The organism is Paenibacillus sp. OT2-17, assembly GCF_009827695.1.
Lineage (GTDB): Bacteria > Bacillota > Bacilli > Paenibacillales > Paenibacillaceae > Paenibacillus > Paenibacillus polymyxa_B.
Genome location: NZ_WUDQ01000027.1, coordinates 1 through 14,934, shown reverse-complemented (window position 1 = coordinate 14,934; position 14,934 = coordinate 1). Strand labels below are relative to the sequence as shown.

The window sequence follows — 14,934 nt, the reverse complement described above, 5'->3', positions numbered from 1 at the left end:
CTTTGTGAAATTTTATTGTAAATCATTTGTTACTTTCAACCGATATAACTAACACTGAATGTAATTCAAATATATCGTTTTATGAGTAAAGGGGAAAAAACATGGGAACAACGCGAAAGAGAAAAACTATATGGACACTCAGGAACAAGCTAAGTTTAGGCTTTTTGCTTGTTTTGCTGATTCCGAGCTTAAGTATTTCCATTGCGACCTATAAATCATCATATAATGCTATGGAAAAACAGCTCTACAGCAGTGCAAATCAGGGTGTAGCGACGGCTAACTCAATTATTGAATACGCAATCGCCAGTAAAATTAAAGATGCGAAGTATTTGGCGGAGCGTCTGGACGCCTCAATGATAGATGGTCGAAACAGCCCATTGATTCAGCCCAAACTGATTCAATACAAGGGCTTGCACGAAGATGCGACGGATATTTTTGTTGGAACACCGGACGGGCTGATGATTCGGGGGGTGCCCAAGGAGGACGAAGGGACATTTGATCCTCGCACACGGCCATGGTACATCGAAGCGATGAAGCAACCCGGTAAGGTAGCGATCACCCCTGTTATCATCAATTCATCGGGTATTCCTGTTGTGGTGGTATCTCAGACGCTTTCCGACCAGTCCGGGGTTATCGGGATTTCTCTAAATCTGGAAAGTGTACGCAAACTGGCCTCCATCAAAGTCGGCCAGGAGGGGTATATCATCATTTTGGATCATACGAAAAAATTTGTAGTCCACCCTACGGCTAAGCCGGGTACATCTCTTGATGCAAGCTTTATAAATGATATGTATGCTGCGCAGAGCGGGCAGTATACATATGTGTATGAAGGCCAAGAGAAGTACCTGAACTATGTAACGAATAAAGATACCGGCTGGAAAATAGCAGGTACCTTCTATCAATCCGAGATTAGCGATGCCACCGCTGCCATACGTTATGTAACCATTTTTGTGTTGGCTGCCTCATTGGTGATTGCGCTTATCGCGATTTTCCTGATCACCCGTTCTGTTCTGGTACCGATTCGTAAGCTGCAAAAATCAGCAGAACGAATCAGTGAAGGAGATTTGACGGGCGATTTGGAAACTGGAAAAACGGATGAGGTAGGCGAATTATCTTCTCACTTCCAAACCATGGTCGACAGTTTGCGCACGATGATTCGAAGCGTACACGAAACGACAGATCGGGTAAGTTCTTCAGCGGAGGAGCTGGCTGCGGGTGCAGATCAGACGACCCAAGCGATTGAGCATGTCACCATTGCTATCCAGGAAGTAGCTGTGGGCAGCGAACGTCAGGTGCAGAGCGTCAAGCACGGCTCTGTACATATGGAGGAGCTTGCTCAGCAAGCAGCGAACGTATCCGAGCGTATGCTGGGCGTATCTGAACATGTGAAGATGAACGCTGAGTCGGCTCAGGAGGGTAGCAAGGCTGCTACGCAGGCTGTACAGAAGATGCATGACATCGACGAGACCGTTAACGATCTCGGACAGGCCATGGACTCCCTCAATGAGCGCTCCGGTGAAATCGTGAATATTATCAGCGTTATATCCGGTATCGCTAAACAGACCAATCTGTTAGCTCTGAATGCGTCCATTGAGGCCGCACGCGCTGGGGATCATGGTAAGGGATTTGCCGTGGTCGCTACGGAGGTGCGTAAGCTAGCTGAGGAATCCGCCAAATCGGCTACCTTGATCTCGGAGCGCATTGAAGCGATGCAGGTGGATATGAATCATGCTCTGGGTGCTATGCATCAAGCGCGGACACGGGTGACGGAAGGCATTGATTCGGTAACCACGTCTGAGCAATCCTTTGCGGAAATCAGCCAGGCCGTGGAACGAGCTATGGAGCATATCAATGACATTACCGGAGTGACTCAGGAAATGGCACGGGGGACTGTAGGTGTCGTAGATATTATGAGCGATATCTCCCACATTTCGGACGAGGCAGCGAGCAACACCGAGTCGATCTCAGCGGCAGCTGAGCAACAGCTCGCTTCTATAGAGGAAATTGCTTCATCTACAGCGGACCTGAGCCAAATGGCAGAGGAGCTACGCGAACTGGTTGGACGGTTTCAGGTTGAAGGAAAATCTTAAAATGATAAAAAGCGCCCGGATACAGGAGATTGTACTCTGTATCCAGGCGCTTTTTTTAAATGTTTTAGCATAATTTTTGGTTTGCAGAGTTAGAAGTTAACGTTGGAAGGACTTGCGGCGATCCAGGCGGAAACGGAAATTCCGTGAGCTGTCGGAAGGACGCAGCGAACTTCTCTGAAACATATTGTTCAGAATCAGTGCGAAAATGACTAGCACTGTCCCATATAGTTCAAAACGGCTAATAGCATAACCTTGGAAGTACATGAGTACCAGCGTGGTAATCGGTACAAAGTTAATAAATAGAATTCCGTTCAGTGGAGACAGCTTTCGGATTCCGGCATTCCAGCTAAGCAGGGCAGCTAGCCCTGGAAGCAGGATCATAAAGCTCATTTCGTATTTAACTGACCACACAGCCTGCCAGTCCGGTACCACAATCCAGTTGAAAGCAGAGGCAAATGTGACGACTACGAAGGAGACGAGAGTTCCGAGCAGGCAGGTTAGAGTTGAATACCGAAGAGTAGACCATCCTGCAAAATGGCTGCCTCCCATGGAATATACGACCCATCCGACGACGCCTACGAAAATAAGCAGCAGCGGTAGTAAATGTTGTCCGGCAAGCGTGAAAAAGGTCCATTTTCCGTTCGTGATCACCAGTAAAGCCCCAGCCAGCGCAATCACCATGCTGATTAGTGTATATTTCGGAGGCATTTTACGGGTCATGATCCACACCATCGCAATGGAAATCATCGGCATTAGCACTTCCATTATAGAGGCTACGAGAGTACCTGCTGCTCCCATCGCGTGCTGTCCCTGGAAAACGGCCATATTATAAATGGTGAACCCCATGGTCCCGAAGAATAACAACGTCTTGCCCTTGCCCTCAAAGCGAAATGCTGTCCGTCCCTCTTTGAGCCACAATAGCACGACTAAAATGAGTGTAACCGATAAATAGCGCAAAAACGAAAAGTACAGTGGATTGATATGTTGTAATGCAATGTGCGAAACCGGAAACATCGCCCCCCAGGACATACTGGCGATTAGGCATAATAAAGATCCGGTCATGATTTGTCTGTTCATGGTGTACAAAAGCTCCTCCTTGCCGGTCTCAGCGGACATATCTTATGGACACATCATAAAGGATAGGAAGCTGTTGGTAAAATGATTGAAAATAAACATTATGATCATTTAAAATGATAATAAGTGACAAGGCGCGTCAATTTTGATGGCCCATTGTCCTTCACAATAAGGGGGAGCAGTAGTGGATCTGAACGATTTAAACATTTTCCAGACGGTGGCTGCGCATGGCAGTGTCAGCAAGGCTGCAGCCGAGCTTAGCTATGTCCAGTCCAATGTAACGGCCAGAATCAAGCTGCTCGAAAAGGAACTGCAAACGCCTTTATTTAATAGACATAAGCGGGGAATGATCCTCAATGCCGAGGGCAAGCGTCTGCTGCAATATACGAAAAGCATTTTATCGCAATTCGAGGAAATGAAACATGCGTTTCAGAATACCTCTGCACCTTCGGGGGTGCTGGAGATTGGCATTGTAGAGACTGTCATTGCCCTCCCGGCCATTTTACATGCTTACTATAGTAAGTACCCGGATGTCGAGTTGTCCCTCAAGGCCGGGGTTACAGAGTCTCTGGTGCAGGAGGTTGCAGAAATGCGGCTGGATGGAGCTTTTGTGACCGGGCCGGTGAAGCATCCGCTGATTGAACAGTTTGATGTATTTCAGGAAAAGCTGGTCCTCGTATCCCAAGGAGATGACTTTTCTGTTGAGGATCTTACAACCCGTCCACTCCTGCTGTATAAAAAAGGTTGCGGCTACCGGGGACGGCTGGAAACCTGGCTCAAGATGGAGGGGATTATTCCCAAGCAGATTATGGAGTTTGGGACATTTGAGACAATTATCGGCAGTGTGGCGGCTGGTATTGGAATGACCGTTTTTCCCGAATCTTCGATCAGCGGGCTGGTGGCTCAAGGCCTTGTCTGCGGTCATGCGATGCCTGAGCCGTACAATGAAGTAACAACGGTGTTTATCCGGCGTAAGGAAGCCTTTGTTACCAGTACTTTGCAGTCTTTTATAGACGAGATGCTTGGGCTCGGGTACAATGAGAGGGATTTGATCTCATTTTTCTTCCTGAAGGAGGGCTATTATGTTTACAATATATCCGGCGGCTTCCCGATTCAGCTTCGATAAGGGCTGGCTGCGGGGGAGTCACAGCTTTTCATTCGCGGAGTATCAGGATGAGAACAATACAGCGTTTGGTCCTATGCGTGTCTGTAATGACGATGTCATCACACCGGGACGGGGCTTTGGGGCGCATCCGCACAGTGATATGGAGATTGTTTCGATTGTGCTGTATGGGGAATTGCGTCATGAAGACAACCGTGGACATGTAGCGGTGACCCGTTTTGGAGGCATTCAGCGAATGTCAGCGGGCCACGGCATCATTCATACGGAGCACAACGCTTCACAAACGGAGGATGTCAGTCTACTGCAATTGTGGTTTAGCCCGCATACGAGAGGCCTGAAACCGTCATATGAGGCTACAGCGTTCAATCCTGAGCGTCTTCACGGTCAGCTTCTGCCTGTCGTTGCCGGAAAGCGCGTACCAGGCACAGAGGGTGAAATAGCTGCAATCAATCAGGATTTAACGATTTATTTAAGCAAGCTTCAGCCTGGAGAGCAAGTAGAATTCACACAGGCCGAGGGTCGGCGCGTGTTCCTATTCGTCATCGAAGGCTCGCTGCGTGTGAACGGTGAACATACTCTGCAAGGACGCGATTCCGCTCGTATTGAGCAGGAGCCGAAGCTCTCACTGAAAGCAGAAGATTCTGTTTTTTATATGTTGATTGATTTGCCCTAAAAGGAGGTGCGCACAATGGCGCAGCAGGAAACATGGCTGATCAAGCATGCCGTCACGGGACGTAGCTTTGCTGACAGCCGCAAGCAGGTTTTCGATTGCCATTTGGAATCGGCGGACGGCGTGTTTCGCTTTACGCTTCAAGGACTGCCGCATGAGACGGCGGAGGCGATTGTGCGTTATAGCGGGGAGTTGAACGTATTTCGTTTTGTAACGCCGGTAGACGATGGACCCGTGGTGAAGCATTGGTATTACGTCACCCCGGAAAGCGTGGAATATCATGATCAGACAGATGAGCTTACGTTCAAAGCTAGTTCTGAGATTGAATACCATCCCGAGGAGTATTGGGGAGATTAATCATTCCTTTATCATAAATTTCCAGATTTATAATGGATTTTCGAAGGCCCTGCATCAGTGCAGGGTCTTTTTGTTATCTGTTCAACATGTTGAGTTCATTGGATACATAATCCTTTGCAGGCTGGTACATCCTATATGTCATATTATCTGTTCGGCTCATTCGTAAAGGGGGAATAAGGATGAAGAAAGGGCGCTTTCCAAAGTTGCCGAAGCCACCGTGGAGCCGGCGAGCGATTCCAGCCGCAGACCGCAAGACACGAAATTTCAATGTGCCTAAAGGACTGCCTGAGTCTTCATGGCTGGAACAGCCGCTGCGTAGCAGTGTGGAAGACAATTTGATTGCTTTGCGTGATATTTTCAAGGATTGCTCTGATATCGTCTATCGAGAGCTCATGATTTCCCCTGAACGCAAAGGGTTATTGGCTTATTTTGAAGGTACGGTAAAATCGGAGGATTTGCAGGACCATATTCTGCGGCCTGTCATTCTGGGCATGATGCTCAAGGACCCTGAAGTGAACGGCAAATTGGAGCCGCTGGATGAAACTCGTATCTCCATGTCCCAGACCAAAACGATGGACGAATGGAAGATGGTATCGGCAGCGATACTGGACGGCAATGCCGCCTTGTTTGTAGATGGCACGCCTCGTGCGTATATTTTTAGCGCCAAGGGGGGTGTCCGCCGTGGAGTGGAGGAACCGCAGACCGAATCGGTTATTCGTGGACCGCGTGAAGGATTCACAGAGACACTTCGCGTCAATACGGCACTGTTACGTTTCAAACTGAAAACCTCCAAGCTCAAGATGTACAGCATGACCATCGGAACAGAAACTCAAACGAGCGTCGTCCTTACTTATATTGAAGGGATCATAGATCCAAAGCTGGTGGAGGATGTTAAAAAAAGGCTTAGCGATATTAAAATTGATGGTGTTCTGGAGACTGGATATATTGAGGAACTGATTGAGGATCACCCGTTTTCGCCGTTTCCGCAAATGGAATACACCGAACGCCCGGATACCGTCACTGCGCAATTATTGGAAGGACGTTTTGCTATTTTTGTAGACGGAACGCCCTTTGCCCTGATTGGGCCAGTCACGATGTGGCAGATGATGCAAGCGAGCGAAGACTATTATGAGCGCTTTTTTATCAGTAATATGGTGCGCTGGATTCGTTTTCTTTTTCTCATATTGGCTCTGTTTCTGCCTGCATTATATGTAGCGGTGACGACCTATCATCATGATATGCTGCCGACGACGCTTATTTTGAGTATTGCGGCAGCACGTGAGTCTATCCCTTTCCCCGCTTTGGTGGAAGCACTAATGATGGAAATTTCCTTTGAAGCGTTACGAGAAGCGGGGATTCGTCTCCCCAAAACGGTCGGTCAGGCTGTCAGTATCCTTGGAGCGCTCGTCATCGGTCAGGCCTCTGTACAAGCAGGGATTGTATCGGCCCCGATGGTCATTATTGTGTCGCTCACAGGTATTGCGTCGTTTACCATCCCGCGTTTTAACTTTGCCATCACGGTTCGTCTGCTACGATTTCCCATTATGCTGATGGCGGGATTATTCGGATTGTTTGGGATCATTATTGCGACAACGCTGATTGCTACGCATCTAACCAAGCTAACATCGTTTGGTGTTCCTTATATGAGCGGATATAGCCCATACAAACATATGGATCAAAAGGATATCGTCGTTCGTGCGCCTTGGTGGAAAATGACTAAACGTCCTTCATGGATTGGTAAAGACAACAACAAACGAGCGAAGGAAAAGATGAATGGATCGCCTACAACCGAGGAGGGATGGTGATGAAGCCCAAATCCGATGCACAACAAATACGTAAAGCGGCTGTGCTCTGTTGTCTGCTGCTTTGTTCTGTTCTTTTGGGAGGATGCTGGGATCGCCGTGAAGTGAACGATGTGGCCTTTGTGATGGGTACGGGTCTGGATAAAGAAGGCGATCAATATCGGGTAACGATGCAAATCGCTTTGCCCGGACAACTTGGATCTTCGGGCAGCACAGGAGGAGGGGGAGGTACAAGCGGTACGAAGTCCTACTACCTGGAGTCCAAAACAGGTCCAAGCTTCCGCGGAGCAAGCACCGAGGAACAGCGTGCGGTTTCGCGAACGCTGAATTACTCCCATCGACGGGTGCTGCTGTTCGGTGAGACGCTGGCGCGGGAAGGGATTAACAAAATGATGGATGTACTGGCGCGTATTCCGCAAAACCGTCTGTCTTCCCTGGTTGTTATTACGAAGGGATCAGCGATGGAAGTGCTTCAGGCAGATGCCCCGATTGAGCAATATCCGGCAGAAATGGTGCGTGAGCTCAACTATTCCTATATGAAAAAACCTCGTTCTATTAAACTGCTGATAAATTCCGTCCTGCTGGATGGCATTGACCCGGTGGTGCCGGTGATGTCTCTGGTGAAGAATGGGCCTTCTAACCTTAAAGACAAGAAGACGAATATTCAGGTCGATGGACTGGCTGTGTTTCGCAAAGACAGGTTAACAGGGATTATAGATAACCACCTCAGTCGGTTTCTGCTTTTGGGTATGGAGCAAGCCAAGGAGACAGAAATATTTATCCACCCTCCCAAAGGTAGAGGCTACATATCTGTACACCTCATCGAAAATAATGTCCATATCAAGCCATATATTCGTGGGAACGATATTCGCATGACCGTTCATATGAACTGTAACGGGAATGTGAAGGAAAATGAGACGGATTTCGATATTTCCAACGAGGAAAATTTGAAGTGGCTGGAACAGCAGACAGCCGAGGAAATTAAGAGGGAGCTGGGAGAGGGTGTCAAGGTGATCCAGCAAAAATATCACTCAGACGTACTTGGTTTGGGCCGGGCTATTATTACGAGTCATCCGGATGAATGGGAACGGATTAAACCTCAATGGGATCAACTGTATCCCAAGGTGGAGGTCACTATAGATCCGGTCGTGCATATTGAAAATATCGGTGCGGTCACCAAACCATTCGGGGTCAAAAAGGAGCAAATCCAGAATGAATAAAGTATTTCTATTACCTTTATTGCTGGCTATGCTCTTCATGTATCTGATTGACCGCAAAAGTATTAGGGATGCGCCTGCCGTCAATCGCTGGATCTCACGTGTATTGTATGTCATTAGCATTTGTATCTGGATTTACGGAACATCAACGAAGAGCACTGTTTATGTGGCTACATGGCTGGCCCGTTTTATTGACATGTGGCTCCCCCCTACGTTGTAAATCGTGTAATGGATGCCTGCGGGCAAAAGGAGGATGTACCTGCATGAGACAGTTCACAACCAGACAAATCGTGCTGCTTGGTGTATTGATGGAGGTCGCTATTACCCTTATACATGCTCCGGCGCAGGCAGCAGATTACGCGAATCAACATGCCTACTGGACCTGTGTAATTGCAGCTATCGTGCTATGCTTGCCGATTTGGGCCATGTTGAGACTCAAGCGGCGTTTTCCTGATCAGGACCTGATGCAGGCCATGGTGAGCTCTCACCCTGTGCTAGGACGTATGCTGCTTGCAGTCTACCTTATTTTATTTCTGATCATTTTTGCACGGGATTTGAGAGTTATCACGGATTTGGTGGAGGTTGTACTTTTGCCGCTGACTCCGATTGTTGTCGTATCTCTTATTTTGCTTTTGACTCTGGCGTTTATGGCCAAAGGCGGAATAAGCACCATCGTGAATATGACCGAGATTTTTGTACCTTTGTTGATTCTGACGCTGCTGACCATGCCGCTTTTTTTCGGGCGTAATATGGATTTTTCGGTACTGAGACCCTATTTACATCCGGAAGTAGATGGAGTGATCAAGGGCAGTTGGCGCATGCTGGGATATATGGCCGATATCATGATGGTTCCCTTTGTGATTTCTGGGAAGAGCTATAATGGGCGTAGTGCGTGGTATGGGCATTTGCTCGGAACCGCATTTCTGACCATGCTGATGTTGCTGTCGGAGTTGGTTATTGGTGTTCCTATCTTGTCCCGGCTATTTTATCCATCCTATGAACTAGTGCGTCAATTGCAGCTAACGGACTTTCTGGATCGGTTCGACTTGTTCGTGGCCGCACTGACCGTACCGACCTTTCTTACGAAGATTGGGGTTGACCTGTACGTTACCAGTTTGGCAGTAAAGCGTATGTTTGCCCATGCATGGGGAAGTCTGATGGTTTGGCCCGTAGGTTTGTTGGGTTACGTCTGTTCGTTTATGCTGTTCTCCAACATCGTGCAAATTTATGATTTCAGCCGGGAGTGGACCGCGGTGATGATCATTTTTTTTGTTATCATGCCCTTGTTGCTATGGATGTTGCTCCGACCCAAATCTAAAGGGAGAGGCGGAGATGATAAGGCATCTAACGGAGAGCGGGATAGCAGTAGTCAGAAAGAAAGCCAGCATGGAGGCAGAACAGGACATGACCACTTATAAGATTACTGTATTTATCGGAAAAGTAATTCTTATTTGTCTTTTACCCCTCTGATTGTATACTTGGTAGAAAGAAATACGACTTCTACAAGGGAGGCAACAGAATGGCACAACGCATGGCAGGTAAGAGAGTCGCTCTTGCTGGTCCCCGTAAAGCAGAAGAAATGGCGCTGCTAGTTGTGAAGATGGGGGGTGAGCCAGTACAGCGCCCGGCCCAGGGCACCGTTTTTTTGGATGATATCGAGCTGCGCAACGCTGTTGTATCGTGGGTGAAGCACCCTCCGGACTGGTACATCTTCACGACAGGTATGGGGCTGGATGCCCTGTTCGATATGGCAGAGGATATGGGCGTAGCCGAGCAGATCATGGAGTTGCTGCAATCTTCCAACATTGCAGCGCGGGGCTACAAGACGGTCAATGGACTCAAAAAGCGTGGCTTTACGCCAGCAGTACGAGACGAGGACGGAAGTTTGATCGGATTGACAGGAGCTTTCGCCCCATACGATCTGAAGGGGAAGGAAGTACTGTTGCAACTGCATGGCGATCCAGCTCCACGGTTGGTAAAGTGGCTGGACGAGCAGGGGGCAGTGACCCGCCAGGTACTTCCTTATAAGCATATCCCACCCGAGGAAGCAAAATTGCAGGCGTTACTGGAGGATATTATCCATCGTAATGTTGATGCTGTTACGTTCACAAGTGGTCCGCAAATCCGATTTTTGGCCCAATATGCCAGAGAGCAAAATCGAATCGAGGATTTACTGGAAGCTTTTCGTGAGGATGTGATTGCTGTATCCGTAGGGAAGGTGACTGCACAGTCCATTGTGGAAGAAGGGATTGACCGAGTCGTGTTTCCAACCGAAGAGCGCATGGGCGCGATGATGGTGGAGCTGGGTAAATATTTTGAACATAACGATTCGGTGCATGGCTGTGGTCTGAAGATCGTGAATGGTCATTGAAATGAGATAGAAATTATAAATGCAGTATGCTAAAAAATGAACTTATATTTTGGGATACAGAGTAAAATAAAGATAAGGGCCTACGAGGTCTTTATCTTTTTTTGTTGGACATGCATCGACAAAGATTTTTGTTATAGCGAAAATGTTTATCTAATATAATGAATAAGTTTCGATGCATGATACTTAGGACAGGAGCTGAGACGTTAATGAATTCTATTTGCGTATTTGCCGGGTCCAGACCTGGACATTCATCGGTATATGTTGAGGCTGCAGGCAAGCTGGGGGAAGCCATGGCTCGCCATCATATCCGTCTGATCTATGGTGGCTCTAGCAGGGGGCTGATGGGAGAGGTGGCGGATGGAATGCTGGCGGGTGACGGTCAGGTCACTGGCATTATGCCCACCCTATTATTTGATGCAGAGATCATTCATCGGGGAGTTACCGAATTTATTGAGGTAGCAAGCATGCATGAGCGTAAAGCGGCAATGAGCGAGATGGCCGATGCGTTTATCGCTCTTCCGGGTGGCTTGGGAACCTTCGAGGAGCTATTCGAGGTATTGTGCTGGGCGCAAATCGGGATTCATCGCAAGCCCATTGGGCTGTTGAATGTGAATGGATATTTTGACCCGTTAGTAGAAATGGTGCGTCATAGCGTGCAAGAAGGGTTTACCGGGGCCGAGCACCCAGCGTTATTAAGTATCTCTGCGGACCCGGACGAATTGCTACATATGTTAAAAAATAAAGCAGAGAACTTGAAATAAAGCGTTTTTCGTGCTTGCACAACTGATTGAGGCAAGGTTATGATAAGACCCATAATCAAATAGCGGACAGACAAGGTGCCTTTGCGGTTGAGCAAAGGGTAACAGGGAATCGGGTGCAAATCCCGAGCGGTCCCGCCACTGTAAGGAAGAGGATTTTTTAAAATGGTCACTCGTGAAAAACGGGGAAGACGAAAGAATCCGTTGATGCCAAGCCAGGAGACCTACCTTGATCTGTATGCACCGTTAACCTTCGCGGAGAGGATGGGTGTACGAAATCAGGAAATCAGGCACACGTTGCTTTTTCCATGTTGGCTAGAGGTTTGCGTGGATATGAACGTGCAGCAGCGTTTGAAACGTAAACAGTCAGATGGAAAACAACGGCAGGCTGGAGGAAGACAAATAGTGTCTTCTTACGCTGTTTGTTCGTCTGATGAGAGATGCGTACATAGAAACCCCATCCGGGCAGGATGGGGTTTTTTTGAGTTACACGATGTGCATAAATCATTGAAATAGATAGCATAGCTGCCCTGAAAAGGATGAATAGGAGGAGCACGATGAGCCCATTAGGAAAATTGCTGGTGATTGGATTTGGACCAGGAGATATGGAACATATCACAAAACGGGCGCTGGATGCGCTGGCCGAAAGTGAGGTCATTATCGGCTACAATACCTACGTTGATTTGATCCGTCCGTTGTTGAACGGACAGGAGATTGTACGCACAGGAATGACAGAGGAAGTGAGCCGTGCGCAGGAGGCGGTTCGCCAAGCAGAGATGGGCAAGAAGGTAGCTGTCATTTCCAGTGGAGATGCAGGAGTCTATGGTATGGCAGGGCTGGTGTATGAGGTGCTGATGCAAAAAGGCTGGCGACGCGAGGACGGAGTTGAGGTAGAAGTCGTACCGGGGATCTCGGCTATTCAGTCCTGTGCTTCACTGTTGGGGGCGCCAGTTATGCATGATGCGTGCACGATCAGTCTGAGTGATCATCTGACCCCATGGGAAACGATTGTGAAGCGCGTAGAAGCAGCGGCTTCGGCCGATTTTGTGATTGCATTATACAACCCGCGCAGTGGTCGGCGTACCCGCCAGATTGTGGAGACGCAGTCCATTTTGCTGCGTTACCGCGATCCGCAAACTCCAGTCGGGTTGGTGAAAAGTGCTTATCGTGAACGTCAGCAAGTTATTGTAACGACGCTGGAAGATATGCTGAACCATGACATTGGGATGCTGACGACTGTAATCATCGGCAATTCCTCGACGACGGTGTATGACGGCTTGATTGTGACTCCGCGCGGATATCAGCGCAAATACACATTAGATGCGACCGAGCAGGCACTCAAGCCGCACCAGCGTCTCCGCACGGAAGCGGAGCCGTGGTCGCTGGGCGCACAAGAGGATACACCGCAGGCAGGTGCAGCCCCGACTACGCCCGCTGGACCCTCCGCGAGCGGCGCTGCGGTTGCGACGCAGGCACGCCCGCAAGCGATGGCTGCCGTGCAGGCAACGACTGCTGTGCAAACCGGCGCAGCCCCGGCATCGCTGGCAGCAGAGGCACTAAGCCGTCTCGCTGTCGGCGGCAAGCTGCCTGGCGCAGCCAACGCTCGCTGGAGCGGGCAAGTGCCTACCGCCGAGAGCACCGCCGGAACGTTAGCGGTGGCCGGAGCGGGGGCTACGGCTGGAATGGCGACAGGCGGCTTTGGCAAGCCTGCGCTATTTGAGGTGGGCGTTTCCCCGGGTGTGGGAAACAAGAAGTTCACCGCTCGTCAGATGGCGCTGCTCGCCGAGGTAGCGGGTGATGACGGCGAGCTGGAATACACGCCAGATCATCAGATCGTGCTGCGCGTGCCGTGTGCAGACCCCGAGGAACTGGTCGGACGGCTGCGGGATGAACGATTCATTGTCATGCCGATTGGCGATGTGTTTAAGGTGAAGGCGTGCGACTTCTGCAATATGGAGAAGGATGACGCTGTGCCTGTGGCTGAGCATCTACAGGTTGTACTTGGCGGATTACAGGCACCCAAGGAAACGAGTATTGCTTTGAACGGATGCGGTATGGCCTGCTATGGAGCGGTGCTGGAGGATATCGGAATCGTCTATCGCAAGGGAGGATACGACCTCTTCCTCGGTGGCAAAAAATTCGGTCGCAATGCTCATGCCGCTCAGCCCGTAGCGGAAGGAATTCCGGGTGATCAGATTACTGATATCGTGGAGAACGTCATTGCTGAATATAAGGAAAAAGGGCATCCGAATGAGCGTTTTCATAAATTTTTTAAACGTGTAGGCGTCGTTGCGGGTTTCCGGCATGAAGATGCACCAGCAACGGTAGAAGTGAATGCGGTTTGTGGTGATTAATGGAATGAAGGCCTGATGAACTGGATACAAGCATATATATAAAATAGGGCGTCATGCAGGTTATCCCTATTAAAGAGGAGGAAAAAACAGCAGTGGATGCAATATTGTTGGTTGGACATGGAAGTCGGGACCCGGAGGGGAACCAGGAACTGCTAGAATTTGCACAGGCAGTGGCAGACCGGGTACCGGATATGTGCGTGGAAACCTGTTTCTTGGAGCTGGCACGTCCCAGCATTGCTGAAGGGATGCAAACATGTGTGGAGAAAGGGGCGACGCGTGTCGTTCTTATTCCGATTATCTTGTTCGCAGCGGTACATGCCAAAATTGATATTCCGATGGCTATTGACCGGGCAAAAGTAAAGTATCCGCAGGTGGAATTTGTATACGGACGTCCGATTGGTGTTCACGAGAAAATCGTCAGCATTCTGCAAAGCCGCTTGAAAGAGGCCCGTCCGGTTGCAATTCCAGCGGGAATGAATAGCGCTGTAGAGGCATTTGCCGAGGTATCCGACGAAGAAACGGCGGTACTTGTATTAGGACGCGGAAGTAGCGATCCAGATGCGAACAGTGACTTTTTCAAAATCACCCGTATGCTGTGGGAGCAGCTTTCTTATACGTGGGTAGAGAGCAGCTTTATCGGTGTGACGCAGCCTTCTTTTCCCGATGGATTGGAGCGTTGTGTACGATTAGGGGCCAAAAAGATTATTGTGCTTCCCTATTTTCTGTTCACGGGTGTGCTGATTAAGCGCATCGGAGAAATGACCCAGGAATTTGCCGAGGCTCACCCTGCATTGCAAGTGGAGATGGGCGGATATTTTGGTTTCCATCCCCAATTGATTGAACTGGTGCTGGAGCGAGCTAAGGAAGGCTTGTTTGGCAAGGTTACGGCCAATTGTGATAACTGCCAGTTCCGTCTGGAGGCGCAGGAGCACCACCATCATCACCACGATCATGACCACGCTCACCATCATGAGCATGAGCACGACCATGAACATCATCATCATGCACATGAGCACGATCATCATGATCACCATACACACAGCCACGATCACACTCATGAGCATGTCCATGCTCACAGCTATGATGACCATGATCACCATCACGAGCATTCACATACG

At 49.1% G+C, this 14,934-nt stretch carries 12 protein-coding genes, 1 pseudogene and 1 riboswitch; of the genes and pseudogenes, 12 read left to right on the top strand and 1 reads right to left on the bottom strand.

The annotated features are described in order from the left end of the window. The first annotated feature begins 101 nt into the window (after positions 1-101). Positions 102-2,090, top strand: coding sequence for a methyl-accepting chemotaxis protein (locus tag GRP75_RS07760; protein WP_023990804.1), 1,989 nt, complete (start codon positions 102-104; stop codon positions 2,088-2,090). Positions 2,091-2,186: 96 nt separating this feature from the next. Here GRP75_RS07760 and GRP75_RS07755 read toward each other — a convergent pair whose 3' ends face one another. Next, the gene (locus GRP75_RS07755) at positions 2,187-3,167 is read right to left on the bottom strand and encodes a DMT family transporter (RefSeq protein WP_233903794.1); all 981 of its coding nucleotides are present in this window, start codon (positions 3,165-3,167) and stop codon (positions 2,187-2,189) included. A gap of 181 nt (positions 3,168-3,348) precedes the next feature. Here GRP75_RS07755 and GRP75_RS07750 point away from each other — a divergent pair. From GRP75_RS07750 to GRP75_RS07700, 11 genes and pseudogenes are all read left to right on the top strand, one after another. Beyond that, a pseudogene (locus tag GRP75_RS07750) lies at positions 3,349-4,176 on the top strand (LysR family transcriptional regulator); the annotation flags it as partial. Positions 4,177-4,246: 70 nt separating this feature from the next. Continuing rightward, positions 4,247-4,960 (top strand): pirin family protein, encoded by a 714-nt coding sequence (locus GRP75_RS07745; protein WP_160789015.1) that lies wholly within the window; start codon positions 4,247-4,249, stop codon positions 4,958-4,960. Positions 4,961-4,975: 15 nt separating this feature from the next. Further along, a complete protein-coding gene (locus GRP75_RS07740) occupies positions 4,976-5,314 on the top strand; it encodes a hypothetical protein (protein WP_028540747.1) in 339 nt (112 codons plus the stop codon). 179 nt (positions 5,315-5,493) lie between these two features. Further along, complete coding sequence (locus GRP75_RS07735; protein ID WP_023990799.1) at positions 5,494-7,119, top strand: spore germination protein; 1,626 nt, start codon at positions 5,494-5,496, stop codon at positions 7,117-7,119. After that, entirely contained in the window at positions 7,119-8,336 is a 1,218-nt protein-coding gene (locus tag GRP75_RS07730; protein WP_160789014.1) for a Ger(x)C family spore germination protein, read from the top strand. Before GRP75_RS07735 ends, GRP75_RS07730 begins: the two co-directional genes overlap by 1 nt. Further along, the gene (locus GRP75_RS07725) at positions 8,329-8,553 is read left to right on the top strand and encodes a hypothetical protein (protein ID WP_053326313.1); all 225 of its coding nucleotides are present in this window, start codon (positions 8,329-8,331) and stop codon (positions 8,551-8,553) included. The genes GRP75_RS07730 and GRP75_RS07725 overlap by 8 nt, the downstream gene beginning before the upstream one ends. A 43-nt stretch (positions 8,554-8,596) precedes the next feature. Next, positions 8,597-9,751 (top strand): GerAB/ArcD/ProY family transporter, encoded by a 1,155-nt coding sequence (locus GRP75_RS07720; RefSeq protein WP_023990796.1) that lies wholly within the window; start codon positions 8,597-8,599, stop codon positions 9,749-9,751. A 101-nt stretch (positions 9,752-9,852) separates the two neighbouring features. Continuing rightward, positions 9,853-10,704: a uroporphyrinogen-III synthase gene (locus GRP75_RS07715; protein ID WP_160789013.1), complete on the top strand. Its 852-nt coding sequence runs from the start codon at positions 9,853-9,855 to the stop codon at positions 10,702-10,704. Positions 10,705-10,910: 206 nt separating this feature from the next. Continuing rightward, positions 10,911-11,465, top strand: coding sequence for an LOG family protein (locus GRP75_RS07710; RefSeq protein WP_023990794.1), 555 nt, complete (start codon positions 10,911-10,913; stop codon positions 11,463-11,465). Between the two features lie 57 nt (positions 11,466-11,522). Beyond that, positions 11,523-11,708: riboswitch (cobalamin riboswitch) on the top strand. 311 nt (positions 11,709-12,019) lie between these two features. Further along, positions 12,020-13,816, top strand: a complete 1,797-nt coding sequence (gene cobJ / locus GRP75_RS07705; RefSeq protein ID WP_160789012.1) for a precorrin-3B C(17)-methyltransferase — start codon at positions 12,020-12,022, stop codon at positions 13,814-13,816. Between the two features lie 92 nt (positions 13,817-13,908). Next, on the top strand, positions 13,909-14,934 hold a 1,026-nt coding region (locus GRP75_RS07700; RefSeq protein WP_160789011.1), incomplete at its 3' end, for a CbiX/SirB N-terminal domain-containing protein.